Annotated in this window: 23 protein-coding genes; 7 read left to right on the top strand and 16 right to left on the bottom strand. The window is 39.0% G+C overall.

Annotation, left to right across the window (positions count from 1 at the left end):
• Positions 1–8: 8 nt before the first annotated feature.
• Positions 9–1,154: an ABC transporter permease gene (locus tag GWI58_RS02835; protein ID WP_046334764.1), complete on the top strand. Its 1,146-nt coding sequence runs from the start codon at positions 9–11 to the stop codon at positions 1,152–1,154.
• Positions 1,154–2,320 carry an ABC transporter permease gene (locus tag GWI58_RS02830; RefSeq protein WP_094959713.1) on the top strand — a complete coding sequence of 389 codons (1,167 nt, stop codon included), beginning with the start codon at positions 1,154–1,156 and terminating at the stop codon, positions 2,318–2,320. The genes GWI58_RS02835 and GWI58_RS02830 overlap by 1 nt, the downstream gene beginning before the upstream one ends.
• A 97-nt stretch (positions 2,321–2,417) precedes the next feature.
• Here the strand turns inward: GWI58_RS02830 and GWI58_RS02825 are convergent, their stop codons facing one another.
• Entirely contained in the window at positions 2,418–3,296 is an 879-nt protein-coding gene (locus tag GWI58_RS02825) for a U32 family peptidase (protein WP_004249589.1), read from the bottom strand.
• Positions 3,297–3,310: 14 nt separating this feature from the next.
• Positions 3,311–4,306, bottom strand: a complete 996-nt coding sequence (gene ubiU, locus GWI58_RS02820) for a ubiquinone anaerobic biosynthesis protein UbiU (protein ID WP_004246211.1) — start codon at positions 4,304–4,306, stop codon at positions 3,311–3,313.
• 215 nt (positions 4,307–4,521) lie between these two features.
• Between ubiU and ubiT the strand changes: the two genes are divergently transcribed.
• Entirely contained in the window at positions 4,522–5,055 is a 534-nt protein-coding gene (gene ubiT, locus GWI58_RS02815) for a ubiquinone anaerobic biosynthesis accessory factor UbiT (RefSeq protein WP_004249588.1), read from the top strand.
• Complete coding sequence (locus tag GWI58_RS02810; protein ID WP_020946636.1) at positions 5,049–5,552, top strand: GNAT family N-acetyltransferase; 504 nt, start codon at positions 5,049–5,051, stop codon at positions 5,550–5,552. Before ubiT ends, GWI58_RS02810 begins: the two co-directional genes overlap by 7 nt.
• A 16-nt stretch (positions 5,553–5,568) precedes the next feature.
• On the opposite strand, the gene GWI58_RS02805 is transcribed toward GWI58_RS02810, so the two are convergent.
• Entirely contained in the window at positions 5,569–5,850 is a 282-nt protein-coding gene (locus GWI58_RS02805; RefSeq protein ID WP_036894069.1) for a GIY-YIG nuclease family protein, read from the bottom strand.
• Positions 5,851–6,136: 286 nt separating this feature from the next.
• Here GWI58_RS02805 and GWI58_RS02800 point away from each other — a divergent pair, with 286 nt between their 5' ends.
• Positions 6,137–6,388: a YdgH/BhsA/McbA-like domain containing protein gene (locus GWI58_RS02800; RefSeq protein ID WP_004246207.1), complete on the top strand. Its 252-nt coding sequence runs from the start codon at positions 6,137–6,139 to the stop codon at positions 6,386–6,388.
• Positions 6,389–6,503: 115 nt separating this feature from the next.
• A complete protein-coding gene (locus GWI58_RS02795) occupies positions 6,504–6,944 on the top strand; it encodes a YhbP family protein (RefSeq protein ID WP_161768877.1) in 441 nt (146 codons plus the stop codon).
• A gap of 8 nt (positions 6,945–6,952) precedes the next feature.
• Here GWI58_RS02795 and GWI58_RS02790 read toward each other — a convergent pair whose 3' ends face one another.
• From GWI58_RS02790 to argF, 9 genes are all read right to left on the bottom strand, one after another.
• Complete coding sequence (locus tag GWI58_RS02790) at positions 6,953–7,315, bottom strand: hypothetical protein (protein ID WP_012368742.1); 363 nt, start codon at positions 7,313–7,315, stop codon at positions 6,953–6,955.
• A gap of 181 nt (positions 7,316–7,496) precedes the next feature.
• A complete protein-coding gene (locus tag GWI58_RS02785; RefSeq protein WP_004246204.1) occupies positions 7,497–7,706 on the bottom strand; it encodes a hypothetical protein in 210 nt (69 codons plus the stop codon).
• A 26-nt stretch (positions 7,707–7,732) separates the two neighbouring features.
• Positions 7,733–8,197 carry an anaerobic ribonucleoside-triphosphate reductase-activating protein gene (gene nrdG / locus GWI58_RS02780; protein ID WP_004246203.1) on the bottom strand — a complete coding sequence of 155 codons (465 nt, stop codon included), beginning with the start codon at positions 8,195–8,197 and terminating at the stop codon, positions 7,733–7,735.
• A gap of 4 nt (positions 8,198–8,201) precedes the next feature.
• Complete coding sequence (nrdD, locus tag GWI58_RS02775; RefSeq protein WP_004246202.1) at positions 8,202–10,340, bottom strand: anaerobic ribonucleoside-triphosphate reductase; 2,139 nt, start codon at positions 10,338–10,340, stop codon at positions 8,202–8,204.
• A 345-nt stretch (positions 10,341–10,685) separates the two neighbouring features.
• Positions 10,686–11,072: a RidA family protein gene (locus GWI58_RS02765; RefSeq protein ID WP_004246200.1), complete on the bottom strand. Its 387-nt coding sequence runs from the start codon at positions 11,070–11,072 to the stop codon at positions 10,686–10,688.
• Positions 11,073–11,409: 337 nt separating this feature from the next.
• Positions 11,410–11,868 (bottom strand): aspartate carbamoyltransferase regulatory subunit, encoded by a 459-nt coding sequence (gene pyrI, locus GWI58_RS02760; protein ID WP_004246198.1) that lies wholly within the window; start codon positions 11,866–11,868, stop codon positions 11,410–11,412.
• A 13-nt stretch (positions 11,869–11,881) separates the two neighbouring features.
• Positions 11,882–12,817, bottom strand: coding sequence for an aspartate carbamoyltransferase (pyrB, locus tag GWI58_RS02755; RefSeq protein ID WP_004246197.1), 936 nt, complete (start codon positions 12,815–12,817; stop codon positions 11,882–11,884).
• Positions 12,810–12,989 (bottom strand): hypothetical protein, encoded by a 180-nt coding sequence (locus GWI58_RS02750; RefSeq protein ID WP_004246196.1) that lies wholly within the window; start codon positions 12,987–12,989, stop codon positions 12,810–12,812. Before GWI58_RS02750 ends, pyrB begins: the two co-directional genes overlap by 8 nt.
• Before the next feature lie 179 nt (positions 12,990–13,168).
• A complete protein-coding gene (gene argF, locus GWI58_RS02745) occupies positions 13,169–14,173 on the bottom strand; it encodes an ornithine carbamoyltransferase (RefSeq protein WP_004246195.1) in 1,005 nt (334 codons plus the stop codon).
• 181 nt (positions 14,174–14,354) lie between these two features.
• Here argF and rraB point away from each other — a divergent pair, with 181 nt between their 5' ends.
• The gene (rraB, locus tag GWI58_RS02740) at positions 14,355–14,786 is read left to right on the top strand and encodes a ribonuclease E inhibitor RraB (protein WP_004246194.1); all 432 of its coding nucleotides are present in this window, start codon (positions 14,355–14,357) and stop codon (positions 14,784–14,786) included.
• Between the two features lie 94 nt (positions 14,787–14,880).
• On the opposite strand, the gene GWI58_RS02735 is transcribed toward rraB, so the two are convergent.
• The 4 genes from GWI58_RS02735 to GWI58_RS02720 all read right to left on the bottom strand — a co-directional run bounded on the left by GWI58_RS02735 (position 14,881) and on the right by GWI58_RS02720 (position 20,437).
• Positions 14,881–15,750, bottom strand: a complete 870-nt coding sequence (locus GWI58_RS02735) for a pirin family protein (protein WP_124726080.1) — start codon at positions 15,748–15,750, stop codon at positions 14,881–14,883.
• Positions 15,751–16,058: 308 nt separating this feature from the next.
• The gene (locus tag GWI58_RS02730) at positions 16,059–16,226 is read right to left on the bottom strand and encodes a YhfL family protein (RefSeq protein ID WP_004246189.1); all 168 of its coding nucleotides are present in this window, start codon (positions 16,224–16,226) and stop codon (positions 16,059–16,061) included.
• A gap of 413 nt (positions 16,227–16,639) precedes the next feature.
• On the bottom strand, positions 16,640–17,149 hold the full coding sequence (locus GWI58_RS02725; protein ID WP_004249583.1) for a GNAT family N-acetyltransferase: 510 nt from the start codon (positions 17,147–17,149) through the stop codon (positions 16,640–16,642).
• Between the two features lie 399 nt (positions 17,150–17,548).
• The gene (locus GWI58_RS02720; protein ID WP_004252953.1) at positions 17,549–20,437 is read right to left on the bottom strand and encodes a valine--tRNA ligase; all 2,889 of its coding nucleotides are present in this window, start codon (positions 20,435–20,437) and stop codon (positions 17,549–17,551) included.
• Positions 20,438–20,444 lie beyond the last annotated feature (7 nt).

Below are 20,444 nucleotides of genomic sequence, written 5' to 3'. Positions count from 1 at the left end.
GGCGAATAATGAGAGTAAAGGCAGCTTGGCGTGGTTTTAATAGCGCATTCTCACGAGAAACCCATATGGCAGTGCGAAGCCCAGTGTTCCACTGGCTAAGCTGGCTGTTTCCATTAATGTTATTCACATTAATTAGTGCTAACTTTTCAGAAGGTACTTTGCTGAATTTGCCAGTTTCCGTTATCAATAATGATAATAGTCCACTATCAAAAACGTTGATCCGAGATTTAAATGCAGGCTCTCATGCAAAATTAAGTGCACTAGATACAAATCCGCGAACCGCCTTAGAGCAGTTAGGAAGTGCAAAAGATTACGCTATTTTAATGATCCCCCGCCATTTTGAAAAAGATGTATTAGCAGGTAAACAGCCGACAACCCGAATGTATTACAATGGGTTGTATTATGCTGCGGGTAGCTATGCTATACAGGATTTTAGCGGGTTAATTGCTGAGCTTAATGCTCAATATCGCACTGTTTTAGCGCAAGAGATGAATAAGCCGGTGCCGCCTTTAGCCAAAGTAACACTCTCTTATGACAGCCTGTTTAATGCCAGTGGTAGTTATATCTACTATCAACAATTTGCTGCAACCATCCATATGCTGCAACTCTTTGTTGTCACCTGCACTATTTACTCCTTATCACGGGGTAATATGCTATTAAACCTAAAACCTTTCACTTTTGCCCTGATAGGTAAATTAGCACCTTATACGCTGTTTTTCTTAACATTATTAATGATTGAGTTAGCGGCTTTAGTGCATTTTTCAGGGGCAAAAGTCAATGGTAATCCGCTTTATATGATATTGGTGGGGTTCTTTTATATCATCGCGGCACAAAGTATTGGGTTGCTGTTGTTTACATTTACCAATAGTGCGATAACCGCATACAGTATGATAGGTATGCTAGTGAGTATCGCCTTAGCTTTTTCAGGGATGGCAGTGCCTGAACTGTCGATGATATTACCTGCTCGAATCATTTCTAATCTAGAGCCGTTAACGCACGCCTTAAATGCTATGTTTGATATCTTCTTAAGGGAAGTTTCGTTACAAGGTATTCTTTATGTGTGCACGCTTTTGTTGATTTATCCTTTTGCGATTGCGCTTTTAGTTCGCAAACGCATCTTTAAAAGATTGGAATTACAGGTAGGTGTCGTATGATGCAGATGTATTTCCAAACATTTAAGCGTGTTTTATTAGGCATGTTAGAAAAACCGATGTGGATGTTATTATTGGTTTCTCTTTGCATTATGAGTTTAGTCTACGCTAAACCTGTATTGTGGGATCTGCCTGTGGCGGTGATCAATCAAGATCATAGCCCCGCCAGTTATGCCCTTATCCGCTCATTAGATGCCACACCTAAATTAAGCTTAAAGGGATATGATAATTTAGATGAAGCTCGTCATGACATGATCATGCGTGAACTGTTTGCCATTATTATCATTCCAACAGATTTTGAAAAAAAACTGCTTAATGGCAAAAATGTTACCGTTCCTGTGTATGGAGATGCGACCAACCGCCTTGCTAGTGGACAAATTCAGCAAGAATTAATGCAGGCGTATCAGCAATTATTAGATAACTATAACGGCCGTATCTTACAAAATGCGGGTTTTAGTGCGACACAGTCAAAAATATTATTAAAACCGATCCAAAGTGAAACTATCGCCATGTATAACCCTGGGGTCAGTTTTGCCGCCATTATTTTCCCAGGCTTGTTAGTGATGTTATTGCAACACTCATTATTAATTGCTTGTGTACGAGTGAGTATCGCCGTCAGAGGAACGCCAAAAGGGAAGCCTCCGTTAGCGGTATATTTAGGTGCGCTATCTGCACTTATACCTATTTGGCTCTTTTTATCTTCGGTGTTCTTTGCACTATGGCCGTGGGTATTAGGCTATCGTCAAGAAGCACCCCTCTATCAAATTTGGATGTTGACCTTCCCATTCTTATTAGCGGTATTAGGATTAGGTAAGTTGATCACCGAATGCTTGCGCAGTGTTGAGATGATTTACTTAACATTGGCATTTGTGACGACACCGGTATTCTATATTTCGGGAACTATTTGGCCATTACAAGCTATGCCAGATTGGGTATTGGCAATATCCTCTGCATTACCTTCTACATGGGCTGTAAATGCTATGGCCGGAATTAACCAGATGGGATTATCATTCCAAAGCATCCTAGGGGATATCGTGATGATGCTGGTTTTAGGCGTGATATATACCATTTTGGGGGTGTTAGTGGGGATGTTGCGCAATGGTGAGTTAAGGAAAATTACTCATCAATTTAAGCACTGGGTGAGACATTATAATAAGTCAAATAGATAGTCCCAATGTGGGTAACAAATCAATAGTGGGATAACGACGGTGTTTTCCCACTTTAATTTATGCGATTTACGTTACCAAGAATGAACAAAAATATTCTTTATTCAACTAATTCTAAACCAGCCAGTTTACGCCAATAACCATTACAATCATGATGATGGATGGTGTTAATAGGGTGTGCGCCTTGTTCATTTTGGCGAAATTGTTTTAAGGTAGTAAAAACTTCATCAGACTGCGGTGAAAGACGGACGATATCGACTAAACCTGCCATTGAGGTTAAATCATTACCTAAATTGTAACAGTAGCCACTTTGCGTTTGAATACCATTTAAAACAAACACCTGTTGGTTTTCTTGTGATAATACCTGACGGCCTTGTGGGTATTTTTGACAGCAGGTTTCACAATCATCTTTAGCACGATTTTCCGAGCGAGCAGTAAAACAACGCGCTGAATAAGCCAAAGGAAGATGACCATAAGCGAATACTTCTACTTCAAATTTATCTCTAATCGCTAATTCTTCACATTGAATTAAAAGATTATTTAACCACTCACGAGACAGCTCAACCGGCATACACCAACGTATCATGCCTTGTTTCTGTAATAAACGTAGTGCATAAGCGTTATAGCAGTTTAATCCATGGCCTGCTACAAAAGGTAAATGACGCTCATAAAGCATATTGATCACACCAAAATCATGAGCCTCAACTAAAAATTCACCGTTATCCACCAGCTTTGCTATCTCTTTTAGTTCAGAAGGCGCTTGTAGTAGTGCTAAGGTAGAAAGGATCACTTGTTTACCACTTTTAGCCACTTCTTTGGCCAGATTAATCCAATCTTGTGGTTTAGTCTCACGGCGCTTACTACAGACTGTTTCGCCTAAGTAGATAATATCAGCATCGCTCTGTTTTGCTTGCTGATAAAATGTCTCAAGTGTTTCTTTTTGCCAATAATAAAGTACAGAGCCTAATGCGTATTTCATATTATTATCCCTTATTATTGCCATTTCCGGTGGTAAGCACCTAATGTTGTTTGTGTTCCTTCAGATATTTTTCCTAATGCACTCATCCAACGCGGTTGGGTTTTAAAACCTTGAGGATCTTTTTTACATTGGTCAATAGCTGCACGCCATACTCTTGCAACTTCAGTAACATACGCGGGGCTACGTTGGCGACCTTCAATTTTGACAGAGGCAATATTCATAGCCATAAGTTCAGGTAGTAGCGCTAGCGTATTTAAGCTGGTTGGCTCTTCTAAGGCGTGATAGCAGTGTTTATCAACAAAATAACGTCCTTTACATAAAGTAGGATACCCTGCATTTTCATCAGGAGCATAACGGTCTATTAAGACATCATTGAGGCGAGACTCCATACCTTGTGGTGTTTGCTGCCAACGGACAAAACGAGCTGGGGAACAGGCTCCGACAGTATTAGGCGATTCACCAGTTAGATAAGAGGAAAGATAACAGCGTCCTTCAGCCATGATGCACAAACTACCAAAGGCAAAGACTTCTAAAGGAACAGGACTACTTTGAGCCAATTGTTTGACTTGATGAATAGAAAGAACGCGTGGTAGTACAATACGTGCAACATCAAAATTGCGTTGATAAAATGCGATTGCCTGAGTATTAGTGGCCGACGCCTGTACCGATACATGACGCTCTATCTGTGGATAGCGTTCAGCTGCGTACTCTAGCATAGCAATATCGGCCAAAATTAATGCATCGGCACCTAAATGAGCCGCCATATCAATGGCTTTTTGCCAACGTTCAAATCCATCAGGATGAGCAAAAGTATTAATGGCAATATGCAGTTTTCGCTGGTGGCGATGTACGTAATTGACGGCTTCTTGCAATTTCTTTTCTGTGAAGTTTAAGCCAGCAAAATGGCGAGCATTGGTGTCATCTTTTAAGCCGATATAAACGGCATCTGCACCATTATCAACAGCGGCTTTTAATGCGGGTAAGTTACCTGCTGGGCACAACAATTCCATCTTCACTTCCCTTTAGAGATTAAAAATGATCAGAAATTGTAATAAGCAGGATAAAAAAAGGTTTTGATTTAGGGCAGAGAATATTGAGTTTTACTTAAGTAAAATTAAATAACTCAAAATATGAACAACCGATTAACGGAATATTGATGTAGGATCGCAGAATCGCTATCTATATCTGGCACAATAGCCGCAATTAAATGTTAAGGAGTCCGAAAGTGTTTAATAAAATTCGCACCCGCCTAGTTAAAGATGGCCCTCGTTTCTTGCGTTACCCTTTGCAAATCACGCCATTTGCTTTGCAACGTGATATTTTAGAACAGTTTTTAAGTTGGCAATTCCGCGAAGCATTAGCTGAGGGGGATTTACACTTCTTAGAAGATAAATGGCTAAAGGTAGAAATTAAAGATTTACATTTGCAGTGGTTTATCAGTGTTTGTGATGATAAATTAATCGTAAGCCGTTCTGAAAAAGAAGATGTAAGTTTTAGTGGTAATGCTAACGATCTTATTTTAATTGCCGCGCGTAAAGAAGATCCGGACACCTTGTTTTTTCAACGACGCTTACAAATTGAGGGCGATACAGAACTTGGGTTATATGTTAAGAACCTAATGGATGCAATTGAGTTAGACTCTATGCCATCTGTGTTGCGTTTTGGTTTACTACAATTGGCTGATTTTGTGAAAAGTGGCCTTCAAGATGAAGTTGAAGACACCGCACACAGCCATGAACTGAGCTCAACTTCATGCTAATACGTGTTGAAATTCCTGTTGATATTCCTGCTATTGATGATCTTTTACGCCAATCATTTCCAACAGGCGCAGAAGCCGATTTAGTTGGTCACTTACGTGAAGAGGGATTATTAACCTTAGGTATGGTGGCAATCAATGACGAAGGCCGGATTATTGGTTATATCGGTTTTACGCCTGTAGATATTGAGGGAAAAGATTGCCAATGGGTAGGACTTGCGCCATTAGCTGTGGCGCCACAATACCGTGGTCAGGGCATCGGTCGTCAATTGATTAATGAAGGGCTTGATAGCCTTAATGAGTTTGGTTATGGCGCTGTTGTGGTATTAGGTGAGCCAACTTATTATCAAAAATCAGGTTTTATACCGGCAAAATCACAAGGCTTGCATTGCAAATGGCCGAATACAGAAGAAGCATTTCAATTTTATGCTTTAGATAATGGCAATGTTGATGATATTCACGGCTTAGTGAACTTTTCGCCGTTATTTGATGAGGTTTGATAATCGCATCTTTTCATTATGCTAAATACTGTGCAACGTCTGAAGGCTGATCAATGATCAGCTTTTCTTTTTGTATTTTTTTTAACTGTTTTAAACGATATTCAAGTTGAGACGCTTGTTGCCTATCGCCAACTTGGCAATGAAACTCCAATGATAATGGGCCTTTCCCTCTTAGTGCTTTCGCGCCAGTTCCATTTTGATGCTGATTAAATCGTCGCTCAACATCCGTTGTTATTCCGGTATAAAGAGAGCCAAGACGATTTCTGACAATATAGATTGACCATTGAGTATCAGCCATCTTTTTTCCTTTTTGTGCTACTTATGATTTTAATAAACAAAATTTCTTAATTTCTAACGGTAGTTATTAACACACCACTAAGTTTCAAATCTTGTAATTATATCAACACGTTGTGAAAAATTTATGACATAAAAAACGTTTTTCTAAAAAAATATATTCAATTATTTTGAAAAAGAACAGCAATAATTGCTAATTTTAAAGTTAAATTAAAATGCATAATATGATCCACATCACAGAGACACACTCCGCGATAGATAACAAATTTAGAATTTAATTGGAGTTCATCATGAAAAAATCTACATTAATCGCTGCAACATTAGCTTTAAGTGCTATTTCATTCGGTTCAATCGCTGCTGACAGCGTAGCAACTAGCCATACCTCTACTGGTGAGTATATCACAATTACAGGTAACGATACTTTAGATGGCTTAACAACTAAAATTGCACAAATCGCAAAAGATGAAGGCGCAACTGGTTATAAAGTTATCGGTGCTACAGGTGACGATTATCTGACTGTAAATGCGGAAATTTATCGTTAATTTATAATTATTCTCGATAAGTTACCTGCACAAAGAGACACGCGGTAAGACGCTTGTTTTGGTGATATAATTATCACCTAAACAGCGTCTCTTTTAGTTTCTATGCAGGTAAATTATGTCTACGCCAGACTCGATCAAAATAATTAAACAATATATAGCCAGTCACCATGTGTTTACCTTATGTACAACTCGTGCATTAGGGGATATTTGGTGCGCGAATTGTTTCTATTGGTTCGATGAAAGCAACATGCGACTTGTTTTTCTCTCAGAAAAACATACACGACACGCACATATGATGCAGGAAAATTTATTTGTTGCGGGCAGTATTAGTACTCAAGAGGTTTCTGTCGCCAATCTGCAAGGCGTTCAATTCACCGGTACAGTGTCTTTATTAACCGCTAATGACGACATCAGAGCAAGAAAACAGTATTGCTTACGTTTCCCTGTGGCGCTAGCCGCCATCCATGTGCCTTTATGGCAATTACAATTGCAAGAAATTAAAATGGTGAATAATCAGCTAGGCTTTGGTACTAAGCTCTTTTGGCAACGTCACTAAGTTACTGCTTATTGCCAAAAGTAGTAATTTTTTTGCTCCCAACCTTTTAAAGACATACATGAGGTATAGAATGTTTTTCTATCTTCTTGATTAATATCTGCTACATAGCTTTCTGTCATCGGAACACGTTCTGTATAGGTCTTTTTATCCCCACAACGCTCTTTGTCGTCTTTACGGCAAGTTTTTTCTACATCACGATAAACGGTGTGCTGTAGTACCTCTTTACGAATAGGGTAACGTGTATTCGCATCCAAATCACAAATTAACTTTGCTTCTTGTAATGTGTAATCGGGTACCCCTTTAGGCTCCCATTTACTACTACACCCAGTTATTAAAACGATTGAAATTAAAGGTAAAAAAACAAATTTCATATTAAATATTGTCATAAAAAGAAGAATTAAGAATACTAATCATAAAACAAAACTAATCACTTTGACTATTGTTTTTGAAAATGATTCGCATTTGATAACGGAGGTGACTAAATAGGAGCGCTTTATAATAGTGAAGTGATCCCCAGTAGTGAGGTGATTTATCACTGGGGATCATGGGATATTACTCAAATAATGAAAGATTTTTTTCTATCTCTGCATCTATTTCAGTATGTTGGAGATGTTTAACACCAAGTTTCTTTTTCAATTCACTGCCTAGCTTCACGAGTTGATCTCGATTGGCTTTCGATTGCTTCTTACCCCATTTTTTTAAATGGTAGTTCAGTTCATGATCTTCAGAAAAGCTTACATATTTATTATCACTTAAAGGCATATATCCTCCAGTTAATTCAATGTGTATTACTTCAATTTATGGATCACCTGATTACTACTACCGCGCCACAGTAATGCGGGATCATAAAGTTCTTGTACGAACTTGCCGTCAATCAGTACATTAATATAGCTAACGACTTCTTGTTGCTCTGGGGTTAAGTCAGCCAATAAATAGCCTGTCCAAACCCAAATATCTTTCTCAGGGCATTGCGTTTTAACACGTTTTACCAATTTTAATATAGCAGAAAGATTTTGGGGGTGCAGGGGATCACCACCGGAAAGTGATAGTCCTTGTCGTTTAATACGAGTGTCTTGTAAATCAGCAATGATCTGATCTTCCACTTCTTGGGTAAACGGCTTGCCAGATGTTAGTGACCAAGTTGATTTATTATAGCAACCACGACATTGGTGTACGCACCCTGCAACAAACAGGGTGCAACGTGTTCCTGGGCCATTGACAACATCAACAGGGTAATATTGATGGTAATTCACAGTATTAACCTAACTGACCATTAGCCAGATGTTTAACTCGACGTTTAACTTCTTCTTGTTTACCGGCATTAAATGGACGCGAATCAGGACTGCCTAAATAGCCACATACACGGCGTATCACCGAGACTCTTGCAGGGTTGTGATTACCGCATCGAGGGCAGGTAAAACCTTTACTGGTACAAGAAAATTCGCCGGTATAACCACAGTCATAACATTCATCAATAGGGGTGTTTGTGCCGTAGTAAGGGACACGGGTGTAGCTATAATCCCAAACGTCTTCTAATGCTTTTAGGTTATGTTGTAAGTTTGGATATTCGCCATAGCATATGAAACCACCATTGGCTAATGGCGGGTAAGGGGCTTCAAAATCCAACTTATCATATGGATTCACTTTTTTCTCTACATCTAAGTGGAAACTGTTGGTGTAATAACCTTTATCAGTCACCCCCGGTATAATACCAAATTCCGCTGCATCTAAACGGCAAAAACGGTCACATAAGTTTTCACTAGGTGTACTGTAAAGACTAAAACCATAGCCTGTTTCTGCTTTCCATTGATCTGTCGCTTCACGTAAACGCTGAATAATTGCTATTGCTTTAGCTCTCAATGTTTCATCATCAAAGACATGTTTTTGCGTACCAAATAAGGCATTAATCGTTTCATGAACACCGATATAACCTAATGAAATAGAGGCTCGGCCATGTTTAAAAATTTCAGCAACACTGTCATCCGCTTTTAAACGTACGCCACAAGCACCTTCCATATAAAGAATAGGGGCAACACGTGCTTTGACGTTTTCTAAACGAGCAATTCGGGTCATTAAGGCTTTTTTAGCCAATTCAAGACGTTTATCAAGCAGCGACCAGAATGCGGCTTCATCTCCTTTGGCCTCAATAGCAATACGTGGTAAGTTTAAACTGATCACCCCTAGATTATTGCGCCCTTCGTGGAGCATCTCGCCATTTTCTTCATAGACGCCTAAGAAGCTACGACAACCCATTGGGGTTTTAAACGAGCCGGTTACTTTTACCACTTGATCGTAATTTAAAATATCAGGGTACATCCGCTTGCTTGCACATTCTAAAGCAAGTTGTTTGATATCGTAGTTAGGATCACCAAATTTATGGTTTAAGCCATCTTTAATAGCAAAAACCAGTTTGGGGAAAACCGCCGTTTTGCGGTTTTTACCTAAACCCGCCATGCGATTTTCAAGGATTGAGCGTTGAATTAAACGTGCTTCTTTTGATGTGCCTAGGCCAAAGCCAAAGGTCACAAAAGGCGTTTGACCATTAGCCGTATGTAGAGTGTTAACTTCATATTCTAAAGATTGAAAAGCGTCATAACACTCTTTTTCTGTACGTGCGTTGGCGTAAGCTTCTTTATCCGCTATTTGCCATTCTTGCGCCACTTTATAGTGTTTGTCGTAACTGGCTTTGACAAAAGGTGCAAGGACTTCATCAATACGGTTGATTGTCGTGCCACCATAAATATGACTAGCGACTTGAGCAATGATCTGTGCAGTCACCGCAGTGGCTGTTGAAATGGATTTTGGCTGTTCTATTTCTGCATTACCCATCTTGAAACCGTTGGTTAACATACCATTGAGATCAATCAGCATGCAGTTAAACATAGGGAAAAAGGGTGAGTAATCGAGATCATGATAATGAATTTCACCGCGCTCATGAGCGAGTACCACATCTCTTGGCAGGATATGTAATTTTGCGTAATGTTTAGCCACAATTCCCGCAAGTAAATCGCGTTGGGTTGGGATAACTTTACTGTCTTTATTCGCATTCTCGTGCAAGATAGAGACATCACTCTGTTCGATAAGACCGCGGATTTCCTGAGTTAATCGTCCTCGTTGCTCACGAGCAACATCTCGGTCATGACGGTATTCAATATAAGCTCTGGCAATATCTTTGTGCTCGCCAGCCATCAGCTGATTTTCAACGGCGTCTTGGATCTCACGGATATCGACATTCGAACGTCCTGCGAGAGATTGTGAAACAGATTGAGCGACAAACTCACAATAATCATCATCAGTGATCTGACAAGCTTCGGCTGCTCTTTTGATAGCATCGCTGATGCGGGTTTGGTCAAAAGAGACTTTACATCCGTCTCGTTTTATCACTATGGTTTTCACAATCTGGCTCCTTAACTATTTATCCACAGGCTCTAATCCCATAAAAACAGGTGATGGCGTAGCATTGAGACGAATTGTGGATAAGGTGTGTATAATTACTATATGTTGTATCTGTGTATTTATTAAAGCACAATATATAGTAATTGGAAGCGAAATAATCTTGAGTAAAACTGATCTAAATCAAGGTATTTTTGCTACATCAGGCTTGGAGAGGGCTTGGCTGAATTGTAAATCTGAGATAAAAATGGCAGTAATAAATGATTGCTCATTTATTGAGAATATAAAAAAAGCAAAGTGCTCATAAAGAGTACTTTGCTTCTTTGATATGACAGGTAGAAAAATAAATTAGCGGATCGCGATAACTTCGATTTCTACTTTGGCATCTTTCGGTAAACGAGCAACTTCAACACAAGAGCGTGCTGGGAATGCTGCATTATGCTCTTTAAAGAAAGCTTCATAAGCTGCATTAATAGTACCGAAATCATTTAAATCTTTTACGAAAACAGTCGTTTTAATGATATTAGCAACGGTTAGACCTGCTTTTTCAATAATTGCTTTGACGTTTTCTAAAGATTGACGTGCTTGCTCTGCCGCATTGTCAGACACAAACTCACCCGTAGCAGGATCAACAGGTAATTGGCCTGATGTGATCACTAAATTACCTAAATCAACACCTTGTACATAAGGGCCGATTGCTGCAGGGGCTTTTTCGGTATTAATTTCGTAAGACATGTAGAACTCCTGTTTTTATAAGATTCATGCTAACGCTTGATTAGCTCAGCGCTATTATAGCCAGCGCAGAAGACGAGCAATATGATAGATATCAGGCTTTATCATAAAGTCTATAGGTATAAAAAGAAAATAATCCTAACGCTTTCTCGCCTTTTTATACGATATTTAACCCATCTAAATCTCCCATTTATAGCAATTTTTTTTCTAAGATAGTGCTTATTAGCTATTTCTATTTTTTCATAAAAAGGGATCAACGCGATTGAGAGGGGATTATTCTATTTTTAGGGTAGGTGTTTACTATCTGCCCTATCAAGCAGGGCAGATAGCCAATAAGAAATCAACGAATAACGGCGTGGCGCTCAAATTCTTTTTCGCAATATTTGCAGGTTAATACTACGTCAGACGCGAATTTTTTCACGCGAAAGCTACTTTGTACTGGCTCATTATGGCTAATACAGTTGCTATTAGGGCAGGGTACAACATCTTCGAGTAATTCAGGTAAACTTAGTGCCATTTTATTGACGACTTGGTAGTCATCAATAATATTAACCGTCGCTTGAGGGGCATACATTGCTAAGCGATTTGCTTGCTCTGCGGTTAAAAAGACATTTTCAATTTTGATTAAATCTTTTTTACCTAGGTTTTCAGAAGGAAGATTAAAACCTACCGTTATTCTTTCGTCTGTTTCGGTTAAACGAAATAGAGATAGGATCTTAAAGCCCACCTGCGCTGGAATATGATCAATAACAGTCCCACGTTTGATAGCTTCAACTTTTAGTTTGTGATCATGAGTCATGGTGTGCTCCTTATTAAAGAACTAAGTTTTTATTTAGAACTAAGGCAAGTAGTGCCTGACGCGCGTAAATACCATTACCTGCTTGTTGGAAATAGTAAGCATAAGGGGTGTTATCAACATCGGTGGTAATTTCATCGATACGTGGCAGGGGGTGTAATATCTTAAGATTATCTTTTACATTCACCAGATCAGCACTAGTTAAGATAAATTGGGCTTTGACATTGGCATATTCAGAAGGATCAAGGCGCTCTTTTTGTACCCGAGTCATATACAGGATATCCAGCTCTGACATCACTTCATCTACAGTTTCATGCTGACTATATTCAACACCATGCTCTTCGAGTAAATGCAAGATATGCTCTGGCATGGCCAGCACTTTTGGGGCAATAAAATAGAGGTGATTTCCTGTAAATTTGGCTAATGCTTGGGCTAGTGAGTGTACTGTGCGACCATATTTTAAATCACCTACCATCGCGATATTGAGGTTATCTAATCGGCCTTGTGTTTCTTTAATGGTAAACAAGTCTAGTAACGTTTGGCTAGGGTGTTGGTTGGCACCGTCCCCAGCATTAATAACGGGGATATCCCCAGCAAATTCAGAGGCCAAACGTGCCGCACCTTCTTGAGGATGACGAATAACAATGGCATCAGCATAAGTACGTAGTACAGAAATAGTATCAGCTAAGGTTTCCCCTTTTTTACCTAAAGAGGTGTTACTACCATCTGCAAAGCCAACCACAGATGCCCCTAAACGGTGGATTGCTGTTTCAAAAGATAAGCGAGTGCGGGTGGAGGCTTCAAAAAAACAACTGGCAATCACTTTGTCTTTTAACAATTGGCTATTGGGGTGCTGTTTTAATTTGTCAGCAACATGGAGAACAGACTCCAGATCGTCTCGGTTCAGATCATTGATGGAGATAATATGCTTATGATAGAGCGGATTAGTCATTAGAGTTCTCCTTTGATGATACGATAAATGGTGCGATATGTGTTTTTCTACAGACCAAAAAAAACCCCTCAATGAGAGGGGTTTTAAAAAATAGCTTTTTGGAAAAAAGAGAGCGCTTACGACCGGTTAGGGTACGTAATGTGACAACAACTTGGCATTGGCGCTGTTTCATCTTTCCTCCTGACAAATTGTGGCGCATTATACGCATCTTAATCTTACACGCAAGCGTTTGCTTTTAATTTTTTGCAAAAAAAATTTTTTTAATTTAAAAATCAATTAGCTTAAAGAAAAGGCAAAAAAGACCGTTTGTTTAATCATTAAAAAACGGTGCTTTTGCATGAATATGTATTTTTAAAAAGGATTTGCTAAGGTCGCCACCATAACCGCTTTAATCGTGTGTAGACGATTTTCTGCTTCATCAAATACAATACTGTGTTTTGATTCAAAAACCTCGTTAGTGACTTCAAAACCACCATATAAGCCAAATTCTTCCGCTAATGCTTGCCCCATTGTTGTTTCTTCATCATGAAAAGCCGGTAAACAATGCAGGAATTTAACGTCTGGATTACCCGTTAGTTTTATTACATCCATATTAACCTGATAAGGTTTGAGTAACGTAATACGCTCTTTCCAAACTTCTTTTGGCTCTCCCATAGATACCCACACATCCGTGTAGAGAAAATCGGCGTTTTTAACGCCTTCTGCGACATTTTCAGTTAAGGTAATTTTCCCCCCATTTTGCTGAGCGATATTTTGGCATTCAGCGACTAATTCTGCTTGTGGCCAACACGCTTTTGGTGCGACTAGGCGTAAATCCATTCCTGTTAAGGCAGCAGCTTCGAGTAGGGTATTGCCCATATTGTTACGTGCATCACCAAGATAAGCAAAAATGGTTTCTGATAATGGTTTTGTTTGATGTTCAGTAATAGTGAGCAAATCCGCTAATAATTGTGTGGGGTGAAACTCATCGGTTAATCCATTCCAAACCGGTACATCAGCATATTTTGCCAGCATTTCTACTGTTTTTTGGCCATAACCACGATATTGAATACCATCATACATACGTCCTAACACGCGAGCGGTATCTTTTATCGATTCTTTATGACCGATTTGGCTTCCTCCGCCGAGATAGGTCACATTCGCACCTTGATCAAAGGCGGCCACTTCAAAGGCACAACGGGTACGGGTGGAATCTTTTTCAAAAATCAGTGCAATATTTTTTCCTGTGAGATACTGCTGTTCATGGCCTGATTTTTTTGCTTGTTTGAGTTCTAATGATAAAGCCAGTAATTGTTGTATTTCTGCTGATGAGAAGTCGAGTAAACGTAAAAATGATCTTTGGTAGAAAGGGTTCATAGATAAGTATCCTATAATTGAATTTATATTCAATTTAATACAATAAATATTCATCATCAACCCTTAAACGTCACTTTTGAATGAAAAACTCTGCGATATGAGCCTTATTTAACTATGGAGTGTTTATTCCCCCTGTGGGAGAATAACCAAGATATCTTTCAGACTATTGCGGAGCGGAATTATGGCGGACAGCAAAGAGCTAGCAGAACAACGTGAAGAAACACGTCTTATTATTGAAGAATTACTCGAAGATGGCAGTGATCCCGATGCACTGTACGCAATTGAACACCACATTTCATGTGAAAATTTTGAAACGTTAGAAAAAGCGGCTGTTGAAGTTTTTAAATTAGGTTATGAAGTCACCGAGCCTGAAGAAATTGAAATTGAATCAGGTGAGATCTTAGTCTGCTTTGATGCGGTTAGTGAAAGTGGTCTAAATGCTGAACTGATTGATGCGCAAGTAGAACAGTTAATGAATTTAGCGGAAAAAATGGGTGTCTATTACGACGGCTGGGGAACTTATTTTGAAGATCCCGACGCTGAGTACGATGACGAAGATGGCGAAAATGAAGATGACGAAAGCGAGTCTGATAAGTCATCACGCCTGCACTAATTGGCGCTATATGTTGTCCCAATGTACCAGTCTTTAGGTGCAAAAAAGAACACCCGCCACAAATTCTTTTTTGTGTCGGGTATTTTTTAAATGGCTAATCCATCATACCAAACTTACCATTGTCATAGTCATCAAAAGCTTGTAATAACTCTTGTTGTGTATTCATAACAAAAGGCCCTTGTCCTACTACTGGCTCATTAATGGGCTCACCCGTTAATATTAATACGATAGCGTCTCCCATGGAGACTAATGTTAGGGTATCACCGTGGGTATCTAATATTGCGATTTCATGTTGACGTACAATATCACTGTTATTGAGATGTATCGCACCTTTAACGACAAATAGCATCGCATTATGTCCCTCAGGGATAGCATAGTGTGAAGTACCCGCATGATTTAAGCGCACATCCCACAGGTTTAAAGGGGAATAGGTCATAGCAATACCAGATGTATTTGCGTAGTCACCGGCAATGACTCGGACATAGCCCTGTGCATTAGGTAATTGCACATGAGGAATATCTTGCGCTTTTAGTGCTTGATAACGGGGTTGTACCATTTTATACGCGCTTGGCAAATTAACCCACAGTTGTACGACTTCAAGCATACCTCCCTCTTTCGTCATTTTTTCAGAGTGATATTCTTTATGTAAAATACCTGAAGCGGCTGTCATCCACTGCACATCACCTTCAGCAATTGTACCGGCATGACCGGTAGAATCATGGTGAGACACTTCGCCTTGATAAGCTATAGTGACCGTTTCGAATCCACGGTGGGGATGAGTCCCAACACCACGCGCATTAGTAACAGGCTTAAATAATGTAGGCTCAGCATAATCCATTAATAAGAATGGGCTATATTGCTCTGCATTCTCTTTATAAGAGAATACTGTGCTCATAGAAAAGCCATTACCAACCCAATGTGGATTAGGTGCTGAATAAATTTGTTTTACCTGTCTCATTGTCATGATGTTTCTCCTGATTAAGGAAAGAAACCGCAATAACCCAGACACAGAAGGAGGTAATACAAGTTATCGCGATTTCTTAATGAGTATGATCATAAATTGTTCGCTCTATAAACAAAATAGGGGGAATTTGTTGATGGTATTCAAAAAAAATGAATGATCTTTTTAAGGTAAAAAAGTCAGAGATGATAAGTAGAAAAGCCTAACAGGAAAAATGATTTTAAAATTATTATTAATTATTTTCCAAAATAAAAACCACATTCTGCTTTATAAAAATAACTCAGAATGTAGTTTATTCATAAAACTATATATTATTTATTAGTATCGCCGCAACCGCCGATAATTTTAGAGATAGATACTGCTGGGTGTAATAAATAGTCGTAGTTACAATCTTTTTCTTTGTTGTAAACACTACCAGTACAACCAGTCATTACGGTAACAAAAGAAGCAATAAGTGCAATTTTGACAAAGTTTTTCATAAGAAATTCCTTTTTAATTTTAGAATGTTAAAAGCCACAGCATGACTTTCTGTGCATAAAGATATTAAATTATCTATAAATAGCAATATAAAAAATAGGAATTTTAAAATAGAACAGAAACTAAAAAATATTTTATTTAAGATGTGAAATATGATTATCTAGAGTTAAATGAGAAATAAATTAAACTTGTGTTTTTTTATTAAATTTAAGATAAATATTTAATGTGAAATAGATTGCTAATAATTTAAATATAGATTAATCATTAAAAATAGCTGTAAAATATCGCTCTTTTATACCATTAAGATAAATTCATTTTATATTGATAAGTGCTATTGTGAGATAACAAAAAACCCGCATTAAATATGCGGGCGTTTATATCTATACAGCATGTAGATACATGGTTATAAGAAATATCAAAGTGATTTCAGCATACGAATTTCACAGTCGCTGTGGCCTGTATTACCTAATGCTTTATCAATAAACTCAAAGCCTAATTTTTCATATAGACCAATTGCTGCTTTTAAAATATCAGTAGTTTCTAAGTAGCAGCGACTAAAGCCTTGTTGTTTACCAAACTCAAGAGATTGCTGAACAATTTTTTTCGCAATTCCTTTTCCTCGTAACTTAGAAGAGAGATACATTTTCTGTAATTCACAAGTCTCCCCATCGCCACCCGCAAGAGGTGCGACACCACCACCACCAACAATTTCGCCATCCATTTCTACCACCCAGTAAGCGCTGCGAGGTTGATGATAAACTTCGAATAAGGTATCTAAAATCGGATCAGCTACTGCAAATCCTTTATCCGCTGTTAAGCCATGCTCGGCGGAAACTTCTCGAATAACGCGTGCAATGCCGGCGTTATCTCTTTTTTCAATGGCTCTGATAATAATATTTTGTGTTGCATTAGGGTTTGCAGTCATAGTTGCACTCATCGTTTTACTTATTAGTAGAATATTTTTTGATAATGTATTGAGAGAGCACCGGAAAGGAACTTCTTCATTGAAAGTAGCACTGAGGGCCACTGAAAATATCTTAATTGATTAAATAGGATTGTAAACTGTTATGCCTGTTTATTTATATGATTAGGGTATTTGTTGGTAGAGATATATTTCAAATATCTATTTCATTAGAGCGAGAATAATAGAGAAAAGGCACTATAGAACACTATTTCACTGCAAAACGAGTCACAATATAGTGAAAAAATGTTTTATTTTTAGGTTTAGTGATAAACCTATATCTTAAGTAGTAACGATATTAGGTGTTAAAAATAAACTAAAACCCGCAATCAATGCGGGTTTTAGTATTAATGGTGCAATAACTTATAACGCAGCAATAGAGACTTTTTGGGCAATCAGCTTCTCTTTAGCATTTAAACAAGATGCTAAACGCTCACGCTCTTTGGCGACAACAGCCTCAGGTGCGCGATTAACAAAGCCTTCGTTTGATAATTTGCTGTCTAATGTAGTGATATCTTTCTCTACTTTTTCAAGCTCTTTATCTAAACGGGCAAGCTCTGCATCTTTATCAATAAAGCCGGCCATTGGGATCAACAGCTCTGCACCGCTCACCAGTTTAGTTACCGATAATGGTGCTTCTTCACCTTCCGCTAATGGGCGAATATCCGCTAAGCGACCCATTGCTTTTAAGAAACCAATGTTATCACTGACGCGACGTTTAGCCGTTTCATCCGCACCACGTAAAATAACATCCAGTGGTTTACCTGGCGCAATATTCATTTCTGCACGGATATTACGAACTGCGACGATAACCTCTTTGATCCATTCCAGATCGTTAAGTGCTTGCTCGTCGACTAGTGACGCATCAAATTCAGGGAAAGCTTGAAGCATGATGGTTTCGCCTTCAATGCCTTTCACCTCTTTAACGCGTTGCCAGATAGTTTCTGTAATAAATGGAATAATTGGATGAGCAAGACGTAACAGACCCTCTAATACTTCAATCAAGGTATGACGAGCAGCACGTTTTTGAGCATCATTACCTTTATGAACCGCCGGTTTTGATAACTCAAGATACCAGTCACAGAATTGGTTCCAAGTGAATTCGTATAAAATACCGGCAGCAATATCAAAGCGATAATTATCTAACGCTTCACGATAGGCTTTTATGGTGTTATTGAATTCAGCTAAGATCCAGCGATCAGCCAATGAGAATGTCATCTCACCACCTTGATAGCCACAGTCTTGATCTTCTGTATTCATCAGTACAAAACGACTGGCATTCCATAATTTGTTACAGAAATTACGGTAACCTGACAGACGTTTCATATCCCAGTTAATATCACGCCCTGTAGAAGCTAACGCCGCTAAAGTAAAGCGCAGAGCATCAGTACCATGTGCTTCAATACCTTCTGGGAACTCTTTTTTGGTGCGTTTAGCAATACGCTCAGCCATTTGTGGCTGCATCATATTACCAGTGCGTTTTTCTAACAGTTTATCTAATGTGATACCGTCAATCATATCTAAAGGATCAAGTACGTTACCTTTAGATTTTGACATTTTCTGACCTTCTTCATCACGGATAAGGCCTGTCATATAAACGGTTTTAAATGGAACCTGTGGTTTACCTTCATCATCTTTAATAAAGTGCATGGTCATCATGATCATGCGGGCAATCCAGAAGAAGATAATATCGAAACCGCTCACTAACACATTCGTTGGATGGAATGTTTTCAGTGCTTCGGTGTTTTCTGGCCAGCCTAAGGTTGAAAATGTCCACAGTGCAGAAGAGAACCACGTATCGAGTACGTCTTCATCTTGGCGTAATGCTACATCGGCAGCAATGTTATTTTCACGACGCACTTCTTCTTCGTCACGACCGACATAAACATTACCTTCGTTATCATACCAAGCCGGGATACGATGACCCCACCACAGTTGACGAGAAATACACCAATCTTGAATATCATTCATCCAAGAGAAGTACATGTTTTCGTACTGTTTAGGTACAAATTGAATATCGCCATTTTTAACCGCTTCTACCGCAGGTTTCGCTAAAGGTGCTGCACGGACATACCATTGGTCAGTTAATAAAGGTTCAATAACTACACCACCACGATCACCGTAAGGTACCGTTAAATCGTGAGGTTTGATCTCTTCTAATAATCCTAAACGTTCAAATTCAGCGACAATAGCTTTACGTGCTGCAAAACGTTCCATACCTTGGTAGGCTTCTGGGATCTCTGTGCTATATACATCAGATTCAACACCGTTAGTGTCTAATACTTCTGCGCTAACACGAATGTTGCCATCAAAATCCATGATATTAATCATCGGTAGTTGATGGCGACGACCTACTTCATAGTCATTAAAGTCATGGGCAGGGGTGATTTTTACACAACCGGTGCCTTTTTCCATATCCGCGTGTTCATCCGCTAAAATAGGAATACGACGGTTCATTAAAGGTAGAATAACCTCTTTACCAATCAGATCTTTATAACGTGGATCTTCTGGGTTAACCGCAACGCCAGTATCACCTAACAGTGTTTCAGGACGAGTCGTGGCAACAATCAGATAATCTTTACCCTCTGCCGTTTTAACGCCATCAGCTAATGGATAACGCAGATGCCACATTGAGCCTTTTACTTCGCGGTTTTCAACTTCGAGATCGGAAATGGCAGTGTGTAATTTAGGATCCCAGTTAACAAGACGTTTGCCACGATAGATAAGATCTTCTTTGTGTAAACGAACGAAGGCTTCTTTTACTGCTTTAGATAAACCTTCATCCATGGTAAAGCGTTCGCGATCCCAATCTACGGAGTTACCTAAACGGCGCATTTGGTTAGAGATATTACCGCCGGACTCTGCTTTCCACTCCCAAATTTTATCGATGAAAGCATCACGGCCATAATCATGGCGGTTTTTACCTTCTTCAGCAGCAATCTTACGCTCAACAACCATCTGTGTTGCGATACCTGCATGGTCAGTACCCGCTTGCCACAAGGTATTTTTACCCTGCATACGTTGATAGCGGATCATGGTGTCCATGATGGTTTGTTGGAAAGCATGACCCATGTGCAAGCTACCTGTCACATTAGGTGGTGGGATCACAATACAAAAGCTTTCTTTGGATGTATCACCATTGGCTTTAAAGTAGCCATTTTTTTCCCAATGTTGATACAGAGGTTGTTCAATCTCTGTCGGATTATAAGTTGTATCGAGCGATGGCTCTTTCGGTGCGGATTTATTTTCCATATTCTTT

It is taken from the genome of Proteus sp. G2674, assembly GCF_009915195.1.
GTDB classification, from domain to species: domain Bacteria; phylum Pseudomonadota; class Gammaproteobacteria; order Enterobacterales; family Enterobacteriaceae; genus Proteus; species Proteus mirabilis.
This window is presented reverse-complemented; position numbering and strand designations above follow the sequence as displayed.